The sequence below is a fragment of the Vibrio sp. R11-SG3-ISO9 genome (genome assembly GCF_059834255.1).
On record NZ_JCBDGU010000030.1, the window covers coordinates 147,509 to 161,172 of the forward strand.

The following is a 13,664-nucleotide window of genomic DNA, read 5'->3' on the forward strand; positions in this document are numbered from 1 at the left end:
TGTGCTATAATACCGTGCTAATTCCCAAATTATGTTAATGTACAATGGAGGCTTAGGCCTCCATTGTTTTTATTTAAAGTGTACTGGAGGGCTCCATGGCTGTAGCTGCCAATAAACGTTCTGTGATGACTCTTTTCTCAAGTGCTTCTGATATGTATAGCCATCAGGTGCGCATTGTTCTTGCTGAAAAAGGCGTAAGTGTTGAAGTTGAGTTGGTTGATGAAAATAATCTTCCAGCAGAGCTTGTTGAACTGAACCCGTACAAATCAGTACCCACTCTAGTTGATCGCGAGTTGGCTCTATACGACTCAAAAATCATCATGGAATACCTAGATGAGCGTTTCCCTCATCCACCATTGATGCCTGTTTACCCTGTTGCTCGTGGTAACAGCCGTCTAATGATGTACCGTATCGAACGTAACTGGTACTCAGTTGCTGAGAAGATTGTAAAAGGCAATGCAGAAGAATCTGAAGCAGCACGTACTAAACTGCGTAACGACCTACTAACTTTGGCTCCTATCTTCGCAGAGTACGAATACTTCATGAGCGAAGAATTCAGCCTAATCGATTGTTACCTTGCTCCGCTACTATGGCGTCTTCCTGAGCTAGGTATCGAACTAATTGGCCCAGGTTCTAAAGAACTGAAAGTTTACATGAACCGTGTATTTGAGCGTGATTCATTCCTAGCTTCTCTAACAGAAGCTGAGCGCGAGATGCGACTGGCTCGTTAATCGTTATGGATATCTCAACGATGACGCCACGCCGTCCATACATGCTCCGTGCATTTTATGATTGGCTGGTTGATAACGAACTGACACCACACCTTGTTGTTGAAGCAACATTGCCGGGTGTTCGTGTACCAGAAGAGTTTATTCAAGATGGTCAAATCATCCTGAATATTGCTCCTCGTGCGGTAGGCAACCTTGAGCTTGGCAACGAAGCGGTGACATTCAGTGCGCGCTTCAGTGGACGTCCTCACTCTGTGATCGTACCGCTTTATGCTGTTCAAGCGATCTACGCTCGTGAAAATGGCGCTGGTACCATGTTCGAGCCTGAAGAGGCTTACATGGATGTGCTTGAAGAAGGGATTGAAGAGGGGCCATTTGAAGCTCCGGAACAAGGTCCTTCATTGAGTGTTGCAACGGCAGAAGTTGATGCGGAAGATTCAGACCCTGAGCCTGAACCACCACGCCCAACTAAAGGCCGACCAAGCCTTCGAGTGATCAAGTAACCGAACGACATTAAAAAAGCAGCGATGATTCGCTGCTTTTTTTATAACTCGATTTTTGATGGAGTCTACATACTTGGATGAAGTTAGTTAACGACAGTTTCTGCTTCAGTTTCAGCGGCCGCTTCAGCCTTCACCGTTGCCTCATCACCATATTCGAATGCTCGAATGACTTGTTTGACCCCTGAGATATTGCGAGCAACATCGGTTGCAATATCAGCATGCTCACGAGTCACAAGGCCGAGTAGGAACACTTCACCATCTTCGGTGATAACTTTAACCTTGATGCCATTGAGTTCGGCATTGGCCAGTAGAGCGGACTTTACCTTAGTCGTGATCCAGCTGTCTTTGCTGATCTCACTCACACTCAATGGTGGTTTAACGCGTACTTGGTTATGGACATTGTTCACACCAGCTACTTTTCTCGCCTCACTCTCAAATGAGCGGCGCTCTGCCTCTGTTGATGCTTGGCCCATCAATACCACTGTGCCGCGGTAAGAGCTGGCAGTGATTCGAACGTTACCGCGATATGGAGCCTTGTTAGTGATGGCTGCAACTTCGAACTCGATATTATTGTCATTCCAAATCTCTTTGGTAGTGCGAGTGTCGGTGACTAGGTTTGCTGTCGTTGCAGCACCTGCAATGAACAGCCCCGCACATCCGGACAATGATAGTGTCAGCAGTGAAACGCTGAGCAACTTAACAATAGAAAACTTCATGTTACTCCAATTACTCCTCGTGAGCTGGGAATAGGACTTGGTCAATGAGATCGCACAAGCAATGCAGTGTGACCATATGAACTTCATGGATACGAGCGGTGCGATGCGATGGGATTCGAATCTCTACATCGTGTTCGCCTAGAAGACCTGCCATCTCACCACCGTCTTTACCGGTAAAAGCGATGATGGTCATATCACGGGTTACTGCCGCTTCCATCGCCTTGATGATATTTTTGCTGTTACCACTGGTCGAAATAGCAAGAAGGATATCGCCAGTTTGACCAAAAGCACGTACCTGTTTTGAGAAGATCTCTTCGTAGTGGTAGTCGTTTGCAACCGCAGTTAGCGTAGTGTTGTCTGCGGTTAGCGCCATTGCAGGCAGGCTAGGGCGCTCGGTTTCAAAGCGGTTAAGTAGGCAAGAGACAAACTGCTGTGCGTTCGAAGCTGAGCCACCGTTACCACAACATAAAATCTTATTACCATTAAGCAAGGTTGCAACCATGGCTTGAGCGGCATGGGTAATAGCATCTGGCAGGGCTTCTGCTGCCGCGATTTGGATCTGAATACTTTCTGTAAAACTTTCTTTGATGCTATCTAGCATGTTTATCCTTGGGTAATTGCATTTTCTATCCAGTTGATTTGTTCACTTGGCCCTTCAATAGCCACAACATCAAACCGGAAGTTAGTCGAGTGTACCGACATGCCTTGCTCCATCAGCCATAGATTGGCTGTGTTGATCAGCTTTTTCGCCTTACTGGCGGTGACCATTTCTGCTGCATGCCCATAACGTGTCTGTTTTCGGTATTTGACCTCAACAAACACAATAGTCTGGTTGTGGTGCATTATAAGATCAATTTCACCACATTTTGCTACGAAGTTTTGCTCTATTAAAGAGAGTCCGTGGCCTTCGAGGTGCTCTTTGGCCACGCGTTCGTATCTATCGCCCACTTGTCTGTGGGCGTTGAGTTTTTGTATCAGTTTGGTTCGGCTAAAGAGCCCCATGCTCAGCCCAGCTGATTTGACGCTGTACCACACAGTTATTGTCGATGGTCAGTACACCGGTTTCACCAGAAATACTGTGTCCTTCAACAGCTTTCATTTGTGGTAGCGCGTCCATCAGGTAGTATGCGTCCATACCTAGTGCTTGTAGACGTTTTTGACCATTAGAGTGTGATGGCCAAAGCTCGTTTAGCTGCCTGTTTAGCTCGCCTTTACCCTCTACAAGCAGAGGAATATCGCTGTAGAAAACGCCGGTTAAGTCTTCATACTGCTTATCGCCACTGTTACTGCGAGAGTTCGAGAATAACGCAGGCTGTTTCGCATCCGGGTTAATAGCTACCTCAATGAAAGGTTTGATCAGCGTGAGCTCAGAGTTCTTCGCCACGATGTATACCGCGTCGACGTCGCGACGGCTGCGTGGTTCCGTTTCTAATGGCAAGTCGATCAAATTATCCATCTGAGCAATGCGCTGTTGACTCTCTTGCAGGCCAAATATCTGATTCACATTGCGTTGTAGTTGACGTTTGTCAGCGAAGAAAGAGGTCGCGACCTCGTTGCTGCTGTATTTCGACCACTCTTCTTTGAAGGCTTCTTGTACACGATCACCTAATCGGCCTTTCGGCGCCAAGATAAGTGGGTATTTGTAACCTTGCGTGAAGAGGTGTTTAGCAGCTTGTGCTACTTCTTGCTCTGGTGATAGCGCAAGGTAACAGAGCTTAGTATCTGCCTCTAATTGATCGGGAATGTTCAGTGCAAGAGCTGGAATGGCATCTTCGTGACCTTTCTGAGCTTCCTGCAGCTTAGTAATATTGCTCTTAATCAGTGGGCCGACGATAAAGTCGACTTTGTTATCAACTAGGGTCTGTTTGATCTCTTCTGCGCTTTGCGTGTTGGTATCTAAAACTGTTAGCGTTGCGTCTTCTTCACGCTCTTTATCGTTCATCATCGCAAAGATGAAGCCATCACGAACCAACTGTGCCTGCTTGCTGTACTTACCAGTCAAAGGCAGTAGCAGGGCAGTGCTGGTTGGTTTACTGATCTCTAGCGCTAAGATGTCAGTGATCGCTTGCGGTGTATACTTCGCTGCTGGGTGATACGGGTTATCCGCCAACCAATCTTGCAGTGTGCTTTGTAGTTCAGGCAGATTACCGTTAAGAGTTTTCAGGTAGATAGAAAGCTGTAACCAACCAGCCAAGACGTCTTCGTCTGGCGCCGTTTTCAGCGCTAACACTTCATATTGAGAATAGCTGCTGAGATTTTGCCAGATACGGTCAGCGATCAACTGTTGGTCTTGGTTGTCATCAAACTCTTCAAGCTTGGTGAGCTCACGGCTCGCTTCAAAATATTGATTCAATACCTCAAGAATATCAGCGCGCAGGTTGTGATAGTCTTTCCACTGCTCATTCGGTAGCTTCCACCACGGTTGGAAATTCAGTTGTTGGTACGCTTGTTCAGTCTGCTGATTGTTGAACAGCAGTTGCGCACGCGCTAATTGCCACTCAGCCTGTTGGGTTTCTGTGAGTGGTTGCTTTGCTAAACGCTTGATCAGCAAAGTCGCTTGATCGGTTTTGCCCGCTTGCACCGACGATTTAAGTGCCATGATCAGCCAGTCATTTTGCAGACTGCCTTGGCTGCTGTCGGCTTGCATCATATAACTTTCTGTCGATTGTGTCGGATCAAGTGTAATATCAACACGCGTCGGGGCTTGTGGCGTAGAAGAACAAGCCGCCAATGAAATTGCTAATGCAATTGGAGTTAGTAAGCGTGGTACACTGAGTCTCTTATGGTTCATTGTTGCCATGAGTTCTTTTTAATTCCGTATAAATTTGTATCTATATTAATCGTTGAAGTGATGGTAAACAAATGACAGATAACAAAACCTTGCTCACAGAGAGCCCAACTCTCTATATTGTGCCGACTCCTATCGGAAATTTGGGAGACATCACTCAAAGAGCAATTGAAGTATTATCAAGCGTCGATGTTATTGCAGCGGAAGACACACGTCACACGGGTAAGCTGCTTGCTCACTTCAATATATCCACCAGAACGTTCGCCTTACATGACCATAATGAGCAAACTAAGGCGCAAGTTCTAGTAGAAAAATTATTAGAGGGTCAGTCTATCGCATTAGTCTCAGATGCTGGAACCCCTTTAATCAGTGATCCAGGTTACCACCTTGTATCACAATGTCGTCAGGCTGGTGTGAGAGTTGTACCACTTCCAGGTGCATGTGCTGTCATCACTGCGTTAAGTGCATCGGGTCTGCCGTCTGATCGCTTCAGTTTTGAAGGCTTCTTGCCACCTAAGAGTAAAGGTCGTAAAGATAAGTTCCTTGAGATTGCGAAAGCGGAGCGTACTTGTATTTTCTACGAGTCACCGCACCGTATCTCAGACTCTCTGCAGGATATGCTAGATATCTTAGGCCCTGAGCGTGAAGTCGTTCTAGCGCGTGAGCTAACGAAGACCTTCGAAACCATTCAAGGTATGCCACTAGGCGAGCTGATTGAGTGGATTGAAGAAGACGCTAATCGCAAACGCGGCGAAATGGTGCTATTGATTCACGGCCACCGCGAAGAAGCAACAACCGACTTACCGGACGAAGCAACGCGTACTCTGGCTATTCTGACTAAAGAGCTACCACTCAAGAAAGCGGCGGCAATGGCTGCTGAGATCTACAACCTGAAGAAAAACGCACTCTACAAATGGGGTCTAGAGCACCTAGATAACTAATACTTCTTTAGTTTGCGCAGTTAAGATATGGATAAACGAATACTAAGCCGTTTATCTGTATCTCTACTTTGTTTTTAACTCTTTTCTCATCTCGAACCTCACTACTCTTATCTTCTTTTAGATCTTTTCGAATCTCGCATCCCGCCACCAGCATCTACTCCTCATTCTCTTCGCATCTCGTCACTCGTATCCGCTCTTTCGCTCAATTCCCCACCAGTTAACACCTTGATTGCATCATATTTGTGATCTCGCTAGACACGTCTCTTTAATCTCTATACAATCCGCCCTCGGAGTTGACTGGGTAGTCGCTGCTTTGTTGATGTCCTTCGGGAGACTGACGCTGAAGTCCTTTGGGAGACTGGCGTTGACGTCCTTCGGGAGACTGACAAAGGGGAGGAAAGTCCGGGCTCCATAGAGCAGGGTGCCAGGTAACGCCTGGGGGGCGCAAGCCCACGACAAGTGCAGCAGAGAGAAGACCGCCGATGGCCTTAGGGCACAGGTAAGGGTGAAAGGGTGCGGTAAGAGCGCACCGGACGGCTAGCAATAGTCCGTTGCAGGGTAAACTCCACCCGGAGCAAGACCAAATAGGCCTCCACATTGCGTTGCTCGCGTAAGGAGGCGGGTAGGTTGCTTGAGCCAGTGAGCGATTGCTGGCCTAGACGAATGGCTACTACCGCGCAAGCGGAACAGAACCCGGCTTATATGTCGACTCCACCTATTCCAAGAACCCATCATTACTTAACAGTAGTGATGGGTTTTTTGCTTTATATTGACGTAAATTATTTAGATTTCCTTAAAATCCGCTTTTCTTGTAAAGACTTGGGTTAAAAATCCCAACTCGCTACACACAATGTAGTGGAGATAACGTGCGAAATCAGTACACTAAAACGTTAACAGAATCATTTGTAGCCGAACTAAAGGCTTAATCCACTCACTGAGAAGACTATGACAGAAGCGTTCAAACATATTTCAGTATTGCTTAACGAATCAATTGACGGACTGGCGATCAAACCTGATGGTACCTACATTGACGGTACTTTTGGCCGTGGTGGTCACAGCCGTACAATCCTGTCTAAACTGGGCGAGAATGGACGACTATTTAGTATCGACCGCGATCCACAAGCGATCGCTGAAGCACAAAAAATTGATGATCCTCGTTTTACTATCATCCATGGCCCATTCTCTGGCATGGCGGAATATGCTGAGCGCTACGACCTAGTAGGTAAAGTAGACGGTGTTCTTCTCGATTTAGGTGTGTCTTCACCACAATTGGATGATGCAGAGCGCGGCTTTAGCTTTATGAAAGACGGCCCGTTGGATATGCGAATGGACCCAACTTCAGGCATGCCTGTTTCACAGTGGCTAATGGATGCAGAGCTAGATGACATCACTTGGGTTATCCGTGAGTTTGGTGAAGACAAGCATGCGCGCCGCATTGCTAAAGGCATCGTGGCTTACCGTGAGAACGAAGAGAACGAACCGCTAACACGTACGGGTCAATTGGCTAAGCTTATCTCTGATGTCGCACCAAAGAGCTTCAAAGAGAAAAAGCACCCAGCAACACGCGCATTCCAGGCATTTCGTATCTACATCAATAGTGAGCTGGATGAAATCGCGACTGCGCTAAAAGGTGCAACCAGCATTCTTGCTCCGCAAGGTCGTCTGTCAGTCATCAGCTTCCATTCCCTAGAAGATCGCATGGTAAAACGTTTTATCCGTAAAGAGAGCCAAGGCCCTCAAGTACCACACGGTCTGCCTCTGACTGAAGAGCAAATTAAAGCACTAGGCAGTGCAGTTCTTAAACCTGTGGGTAAAGCGATTAAGCCTTCAAAGAGTGAAGTGGATGAAAACACGCGTTCGCGTAGCTCAGTACTTCGTCTAGCCGAAAAGCTGTAATTAATGAAGACCGCCAAGCCAAACTTAGCCAAGATTATCTTCTTTGATCTGATTTCAGTGGGTCGTGTCCCACTGTTATTGCTCATTGCTATCTTCGCTAGCGCGATGGGGGTCGTTCTTACTACACACATGTCTCGCCAAGCTATTACTCAGAAAGATATGGCTTTGGTGGAGCGTGAGCAGTTGGATGACGAGTGGCGAAATCTGATGCTCGAAGAGACTGCGCTTGCCGAACACAGCCGAGTTCAAGCTTCTGCAATTAAAGAGCTTGATATGAAGCGTCCAGACTCAGACAAAGAAGTTGTGATCTCACTGAAATGACCGCTAAAAAGGAAAAAGCATCTGCGAAGAAAGCCGAAGCAGCCGCTTCCAAGGCAACCGCAGTGAATGGAAAGGACTCTGATCCTATCTTGATCAAATGGCGCTTTAACTTAGTTATTGCGTTTGTCTTCCTCGCATTTGCAGCACTGGTCTCACGTGTTGCTTACATTCAAATCATCGAGCCTGATAACTTGATTCGCCAAGGTGACTTGCGTTCGGTTCGCGTCAAAGAGATCCCTTCTGCGCGCGGTATTATTTCTGATCGAAACGATGAACCCCTTGCTGTCAGTGTCCCTGTTGAGGCGGTATGGGCCGACCCAAAAACCATTTTTGATAAAGATGGCCTTGCTCAGATTGATCGTTGGTATGCCCTTGCGGATGTATTGGGGCTAGAGCGTCAATCGATGATCGATAAGATCTCAGCCAATAAAAAGCGTCGTTTTATCTACCTCCAAAGGCAAGTGAGTCCAGCGATGGCGAAGTACATTCGTGATCTCAAGCTAGTGGGCGTTGGCCTTAAAGCGGAATCTCGTCGTTACTACCCTGCGGGTGAAATCAGCGCACACCTTATCGGTGTAACGGGTATTGATGGTCACGGCTTAGAGGGCGTTGAACGCAGTTATGACCAGTGGTTAACCGGTGAAGCGGGTAAGCGTACGATTCGTAAAGACCGCTATGGTCGCGTAGTTGAAAATATTGCCTTAGAAGAGCGTGAGCAAGGTAAACCTCTTACCTTGACCATAGACCAACGTTTACAAGCGATCGCCTACCGTGAGATCAAGCAAGCGGTAGCGGATCATCGAGCTACTTCTGGCTCTGCAATTCTTCTCGATGTTAAAACGGGTGCGGTGTTAGCCATGGTCAATGCACCGTCATATAACCCAAACAACCGTGCCGACCTGCAAAGCTTTAAGATGCGTAACCGAGTACTGACGGATGCGATGGAACCCGGCTCTACCGTTAAGCCATTTGTTGTATTGGCGGCACTCGAAAATGGTGCAGCAACCCCAGACACCGTGATCAACACCGGGAATGGCATCATGCAAATCGGCGGTAGCCGCGTGCGTGACACCTCCAAAGTCGGCAAGGCTGACCTAGCCATGATCCTCAAGAAGTCGAGTAACATTGGTGTTGCGAAGCTAGCACTGGATATGCCGCTCGAAGCTCTATTAGGGCTTTATAGCTCGGTTGGCTTAGGCGAAATGTCTGGCTTGAACTTAGTCGGTGAGACAACCGGTATCTTCCCGAATCGACGCCGTTGGTCAAAGTTTGAAATCGCCACCTTATCTTTTGGTTACGGCCTATCTGTAACCCCAATTCAATTGGCTCATGCTTACGCAACACTGGCGAATAAAGGTGTTTACGAGCCGATCCATATCATTGAAAACAACGAGCAAGATTTTTCTAAGCAGATCATTGATAGAGATAATGCGCAGCTTGTTTTAGAGATGCTTGAAGGGGTAACCCAAAAAGGCGGCACAGCAACGCGCGCGGCGGTACCGGGTTATCGCGTCGCGGCTAAAACGGGTACTTCTCGTAAAGCGGAAGCGGGTGGTTATAGCGATGAGTATATCGCGATTACCGCAGGCGTAGCACCTGTAAGCGACCCTCGCGTATCACTGGTTGTAGTGGTGAATGAGCCGCAGGGCGATCTCTACTACGGCGGTTCTGTTGCTGCACCGGTATTTTCAGAAATCATGAAGGGTGCACTGCAGATTCTTAATGTGCCAGCTGATGAAAACAAGTTTCAAGAATAGAACGAATCAGGATTCAATATGAGTAATAGCCTAACACTGTCTAACTTACTGAGCCCTTGGGGGGCATTTGACTGTGCTGAACTGGCGGAAGTCGAAGTCACGCACCTTGAGTTAGATAGCCGAGCGGTAAGTTCGGGAGACATTTTCGTTGCTGTTATTGGCCATGCTGTTGATGGACGCCGTTTTATCGATAAAGCCATCGAGTTGGGTGCTAGCGCTGTCATTGCTCAAGCGTGCGAAGAGCATGTTCATGGCAGTGTTGAGTTACATAATGCCGTCGCTATCGCTTATGTCCAAGATCTGAATCAAGAGCTCTCTGCTCTAGCTGGTCGAGTCTATCAATCAGATGCGACTCAGCTGATTGGCGTGACAGGCACTAATGGCAAAACCACAATTACTCAACTTATCGCTCAGTGGCTTGATTTAGTTGGTCAGCGCTCTGGTGTTATGGGCACGACAGGGAATGGTTTTCTTGACGACCTGCAAACCGCAAAAAATACCACGGGTAGTGCGATTGAAATTCAACGTACTTTGAGTGAATTATCGGCTCAAAATGCGGCCTATACTGCAATGGAAATCTCATCACACGGCTTGGTTCAAGGCCGAGTTAAAGCACTCAAATTCGCAGCCGGTGTTTTTACCAACCTGAGTCGAGACCACCTTGACTATCATGGCACAATGGAAGAGTACGCGTTAGCCAAACAGAGTCTGTTTACCAAGCATCACTGCCAGCACGCCATCATTAATGCCGATGACCCGGTGGGTTTGGCGTGGTTATCTGAATTACCCGATGCCGTTGCAGTGTCGCTTAATCCTATGACTGATCGCGACAATTCGGTGTGGGCCTCAAACGTGGCTTATGCTGAAACTGGCATCTGTATGGATTTCGATGGTGCGTGGGGCACGGGGTCACTGCAGGTACCTTTGATCGGTCAATTCAATGCATCAAATGTATTAGTGGCGTTTGCAACACTGCTTGCTTTAGGTATTGATAAACAGCAACTTATTGATAGTGCACCAAAGCTACAGCCAGTGATCGGCCGTATGGAACTATTCCAAGCGCCGCAAAAAGCCAAAGTCGTCGTCGATTATGCTCACACGCCAGATGCACTTGAAAAAGCATTAGCTGCGCTGCGCGTGCATTGCTCTGGCAACTTATGGGCTATTTTTGGTTGCGGCGGTGATAGAGATAAAGGCAAGCGTCCAATGATGGCGGAGACAGCGGAACAGTTCGCCGACAAGATCATTATCTCTGATGATAACCCTCGCAGCGAAGACCCTGCGGAAATCGTCAAAGATATGCTGGTGGGACTTAAGAAGCCTCAAGCTGCATACGTTGAGCATGACCGCTATCAAGCGGTGAAGTTTGCCCTTGAGCAAGCGGGTAACAATGACATTATCCTACTGGCAGGTAAGGGCCATGAGGATTACCAAGTATTAAAAGATGAAACTGTGCACTACTCTGATCGAGAGTCAGCACTGCAATTATTAGGTATTCACAATGATTGATGTATCACTAGAACAGGTCTGTCAGGCCGTTAATGGTGAACTAATTGAATCAACGGAAGCAGGGAAAGCGACCATGATTCATTCGGTATCTACAGATACACGTACCGTTCAAAGTGGTGCTCTGTTTGTGGCTTTGGTTGGCGAGCGATTTGATGCGCATGACTTTTGCCATCAAGCGGTCGAAGCACAAGCCAGCGCGTTGTTAGTCGAACGAAAACTTGACCTAAATATTACTCAAGTAGTTGTTGAGGATACTAAACTTGCGTTGGGTCAGTTGAGTGCATGGGTGCATGCTCAATGTGAAGTGCCAACCATGGCTATCACAGGTAGCTGTGGCAAAACCACAGTCAAAGAGATGGTCGCTAGCATTTTACAACAGCGTGGAAAAGTACTGTTTACCGCGGGCAATTTCAATAATGATATTGGGGTACCTCTGACGTTACTGCGCAGCGAGCCAAGTGATGACTTCGCTGTGATTGAGCTTGGTGCTAACCACATCGGTGAGATTGCTTACACGACACAACTGGTCAAGCCGCAAGTGGCGGTGGTAAATAATGTTGCCGCAGCGCACCTTGAAGGCTTTGGTTCAATGGATGGTGTAAAGCAAGCTAAGGGTGAAATCTACCAAGGCCTCTCTGCTGGAGATACCGCTATCGTCAACTTAGAGAGCAATGGTGGTGCATATTGGGAAGAAGTCTTGGCAGATAAGTCGGTGCTTACGTTCTCAGATGTAAACCCTGAGGCCGATTACTTTGCCGACGAAGTTGAGCTTAATGATCAAGGCAAAGCCTGTTTCACAATGCACACCCCACAAGGGGATATCGCTATTGAGCTAGGTATCATTGGTCAACACAATGTGGCAAATGCACTTTCTGCAGCCGCATTGAGTATCCAGTTTGGTGCGAGTTTGAATGACATTCAGACTGGTTTAAAAAACTTGAACTCAGTCAAGGGCCGTGTTGAGGTTCAACAGCTGAGTGAACAAATTAAGTTAATTGACGACAGCTACAACGCCAGCGTGCCTGCGATGAAGGCGGCGGCAAAACTGTTGTCTAGCTTTAAAGGGCAGCGTTGGCTGATTTTAGGCAATATGGCTGAATTAGGCGATGAAAGCCTTGCACTTCACCGTCAAGTCGGTGAATATGCTGCCCCATTCGCTTTTGAGCATGTACTCACTTATGGTGATGATACAAAGGTGATCAGTGAGGTCTGCAACGGCATTCACTTCGCCACGCATCAAGCGATGATCGCACATATAGAGCAGCAGTTAAGCTTGCCAAATAATGCGTCGCACACACTGTTAGTTAAAGGCGCAAACAGTGCAGGAATGAGTAAAATTGCCGCTGCTTTAAAGGAGAACTTTTCATGATTATTTGGCTTGCAGAGCTGCTACAGCCACACTTTTCGTTTTTTCGCCTGTTTGAATACCTTTCGTTTCGAGCAATCGCGAGTATTTTAACGGCTCTATGCTTGTCACTGTGGATGGGACCTCGTTTAATCGAGCGTCTGCAAATGCTGCAAATCGGTCAAGTTGTTCGTAATGATGGCCCTGAATCTCACTTCAGCAAACGTGGTACACCAACCATGGGTGGTGTGATGATCTTGGCTGCGATCATCATTACTGTTCTGTTGTGGGCAGATCTTTCTAACCCTTATGTATGGGCTGTGATGGCAGTTCTTGGCGGTTATGGTGCGGTCGGTTTTGTTGATGACTATCGCAAAGTTGTCCGTAAGAACACCGATGGCCTAATTGCTCGCTGGAAGTACTTCTGGCAGTCAGCGATTGCGCTGGTTGTGGCGTTTGCACTGTATGTACACGGTCAAGACACGGCAGCGACTCAGCTTGTTGTACCTTTCTTCAAAGATGTGATGCCACAGCTTGGCTTACTCTACATTGTGTTGACGTACTTTGTTATCGTGGGTACCAGTAATGCGGTTAACCTAACAGATGGTCTAGACGGTCTCGCGATCATGCCGACGGTAATGGTAGCTGCTGGCTTTGCGGTTATTGCATGGGCGACGGGTAACGTTAACTTTGCTGAATACCTACATATTCCCTATATCCCGTTTACGTCTGAGCTGGTTGTTGTATGTACCGCTATTGTCGGTGCTGGCCTTGGTTTCCTATGGTTTAACACCTACCCAGCGCAAGTATTCATGGGCGATGTCGGCTCTCTAGCACTCGGTGGTGCTTTAGGCACTATCGCGGTATTGGTTCGCCAGGAGTTGGTACTGGTTATTATGGGCGGTGTATTTGTAATGGAGACGCTATCAGTAATCTTACAGGTCGGCTCTTACAAACTGCGCGGTCAGCGTATTTTCCGTATGGCACCAATTCACCACCACTACGAGCTGAAAGGCTGGCCAGAGCCACGTGTAATCGTGCGTTTTTGGATCATCTCAATGGTTCTTGTTTTGATTGGTCTAGCGACTCTGAAAGTTCGTTAATTCCACTTTAAGCCTCGTTAATACGGGGCTTTATCCACATTAAGAGCGTCTTGTTTA

General features: G+C 47.4%; 13 protein-coding genes and 1 other RNA gene. 10 read left to right on the top strand and 4 right to left on the bottom strand.

What is annotated here, in order from left to right; genetic code table 11:
- Window positions 1-95: 95 nt before the first annotated feature.
- Complete coding sequence (gene sspA, locus AC6R05_RS09595; protein WP_032553106.1) at window positions 96-731, top strand: stringent starvation protein SspA; 636 nt, start codon at window positions 96-98, stop codon at window positions 729-731.
- 5 nt (window positions 732-736) lie between these two features.
- Window positions 737-1,231, top strand: coding sequence for a ClpXP protease specificity-enhancing factor (gene sspB, locus AC6R05_RS09600; RefSeq protein WP_263641627.1), 495 nt, complete (start codon window positions 737-739; stop codon window positions 1,229-1,231).
- 83 nt (window positions 1,232-1,314) lie between these two features.
- Here the strand turns inward: sspB and AC6R05_RS09605 are convergent, their stop codons facing one another.
- From AC6R05_RS09605 to AC6R05_RS09620, 4 genes are read right to left on the bottom strand one after another with little or no spacing between them, the layout of a single operon-like run.
- Window positions 1,315-1,947, bottom strand: coding sequence for a BON domain-containing protein (locus AC6R05_RS09605; protein WP_152468138.1), 633 nt, complete (start codon window positions 1,945-1,947; stop codon window positions 1,315-1,317).
- 10 nt (window positions 1,948-1,957) lie between these two features.
- Window positions 1,958-2,548: a phosphoheptose isomerase gene (locus tag AC6R05_RS09610; protein WP_004729817.1), complete on the bottom strand. Its 591-nt coding sequence runs from the start codon at window positions 2,546-2,548 to the stop codon at window positions 1,958-1,960.
- Between the two features lie 2 nt (window positions 2,549-2,550).
- Window positions 2,551-2,949, bottom strand: a complete 399-nt coding sequence (locus tag AC6R05_RS09615; RefSeq protein WP_500647235.1) for a YraN family protein — start codon at window positions 2,947-2,949, stop codon at window positions 2,551-2,553.
- Window positions 2,936-4,747, bottom strand: coding sequence for a penicillin-binding protein activator (locus AC6R05_RS09620; protein ID WP_150870869.1), 1,812 nt, complete (start codon window positions 4,745-4,747; stop codon window positions 2,936-2,938). The genes AC6R05_RS09615 and AC6R05_RS09620 overlap by 14 nt, the downstream gene beginning before the upstream one ends.
- Window positions 4,748-4,809: 62 nt before the next feature.
- Here AC6R05_RS09620 and rsmI point away from each other — a divergent pair, with 62 nt between their 5' ends.
- The 8 genes from rsmI to mraY all read left to right on the top strand — a co-directional run bounded on the left by rsmI (window position 4,810) and on the right by mraY (window position 13,607).
- Window positions 4,810-5,676 carry a 16S rRNA (cytidine(1402)-2'-O)-methyltransferase gene (gene rsmI, locus AC6R05_RS09625; RefSeq protein ID WP_150895845.1) on the top strand — a complete coding sequence of 289 codons (867 nt, stop codon included), beginning with the start codon at window positions 4,810-4,812 and terminating at the stop codon, window positions 5,674-5,676.
- Window positions 5,677-5,965: 289 nt separating this feature from the next.
- Window positions 5,966-6,393, top strand: an RNA gene (gene rnpB / locus AC6R05_RS09630) — RNase P RNA component class A.
- A 228-nt stretch (window positions 6,394-6,621) separates the two neighbouring features.
- On the top strand, window positions 6,622-7,572 hold the full coding sequence (gene rsmH / locus AC6R05_RS09635) for a 16S rRNA (cytosine(1402)-N(4))-methyltransferase RsmH (protein WP_032553111.1): 951 nt from the start codon (window positions 6,622-6,624) through the stop codon (window positions 7,570-7,572).
- 3 nt (window positions 7,573-7,575) lie between these two features.
- A complete protein-coding gene (gene ftsL, locus AC6R05_RS09640; protein WP_150870876.1) occupies window positions 7,576-7,893 on the top strand; it encodes a cell division protein FtsL in 318 nt (105 codons plus the stop codon).
- A complete protein-coding gene (locus tag AC6R05_RS09645) occupies window positions 7,890-9,650 on the top strand; it encodes a penicillin-binding transpeptidase domain-containing protein (protein WP_150870878.1) in 1,761 nt (586 codons plus the stop codon). Before ftsL ends, AC6R05_RS09645 begins: the two co-directional genes overlap by 4 nt.
- An 18-nt stretch (window positions 9,651-9,668) precedes the next feature.
- On the top strand, window positions 9,669-11,159 hold the full coding sequence (murE, locus tag AC6R05_RS09650; protein ID WP_500647236.1) for a UDP-N-acetylmuramoyl-L-alanyl-D-glutamate--2,6-diaminopimelate ligase: 1,491 nt from the start codon (window positions 9,669-9,671) through the stop codon (window positions 11,157-11,159).
- Window positions 11,152-12,528, top strand: a complete 1,377-nt coding sequence (murF, locus tag AC6R05_RS09655; RefSeq protein WP_500647237.1) for a UDP-N-acetylmuramoyl-tripeptide--D-alanyl-D-alanine ligase — start codon at window positions 11,152-11,154, stop codon at window positions 12,526-12,528. Before murE ends, murF begins: the two co-directional genes overlap by 8 nt.
- On the top strand, window positions 12,525-13,607 hold the full coding sequence (gene mraY / locus AC6R05_RS09660; RefSeq protein WP_372064058.1) for a phospho-N-acetylmuramoyl-pentapeptide-transferase: 1,083 nt from the start codon (window positions 12,525-12,527) through the stop codon (window positions 13,605-13,607). The genes murF and mraY overlap by 4 nt, the downstream gene beginning before the upstream one ends.
- Window positions 13,608-13,664 lie beyond the last annotated feature (57 nt).

What these genes read in the sequence shown, in the direction of transcription:
- AC6R05_RS09605 (WP_152468138.1), bottom strand. Translation starts at nt 1,947, where the DNA reads ATGAAGTTTTCTATTGTTAAGTTGCTCAGCGTTTCACTGCTGACACTA.
- mraY (WP_372064058.1), top strand. Translation starts at nt 12,525, where the DNA reads ATGATTATTTGGCTTGCAGAGCTGCTACAGCCACACTTTTCGTTTTTT.
- AC6R05_RS09645 (WP_150870878.1), top strand. Translation starts at nt 7,890, where the DNA reads ATGACCGCTAAAAAGGAAAAAGCATCTGCGAAGAAAGCCGAAGCAGCC.
- AC6R05_RS09615 (WP_500647235.1), bottom strand. Translation starts at nt 2,949, where the DNA reads ATGGGGCTCTTTAGCCGAACCAAACTGATACAAAAACTCAACGCCCAC.
- murF (WP_500647237.1), top strand. Translation starts at nt 11,152, where the DNA reads ATGATTGATGTATCACTAGAACAGGTCTGTCAGGCCGTTAATGGTGAA.
- sspB (WP_263641627.1), top strand. Translation starts at nt 737, where the DNA reads ATGGATATCTCAACGATGACGCCACGCCGTCCATACATGCTCCGTGCA.
- murE (WP_500647236.1), top strand. Translation starts at nt 9,669, where the DNA reads ATGAGTAATAGCCTAACACTGTCTAACTTACTGAGCCCTTGGGGGGCA.
- AC6R05_RS09610 (WP_004729817.1), bottom strand. Translation starts at nt 2,548, where the DNA reads ATGCTAGATAGCATCAAAGAAAGTTTTACAGAAAGTATTCAGATCCAA.
- rsmI (WP_150895845.1), top strand. Translation starts at nt 4,810, where the DNA reads ATGACAGATAACAAAACCTTGCTCACAGAGAGCCCAACTCTCTATATT.
- ftsL (WP_150870876.1), top strand. Translation starts at nt 7,576, where the DNA reads ATGAAGACCGCCAAGCCAAACTTAGCCAAGATTATCTTCTTTGATCTG.
- rsmH (WP_032553111.1), top strand. Translation starts at nt 6,622, where the DNA reads ATGACAGAAGCGTTCAAACATATTTCAGTATTGCTTAACGAATCAATT.
- sspA (WP_032553106.1), top strand. Translation starts at nt 96, where the DNA reads ATGGCTGTAGCTGCCAATAAACGTTCTGTGATGACTCTTTTCTCAAGT.
- AC6R05_RS09620 (WP_150870869.1), bottom strand. Translation starts at nt 4,747, where the DNA reads ATGGCAACAATGAACCATAAGAGACTCAGTGTACCACGCTTACTAACT.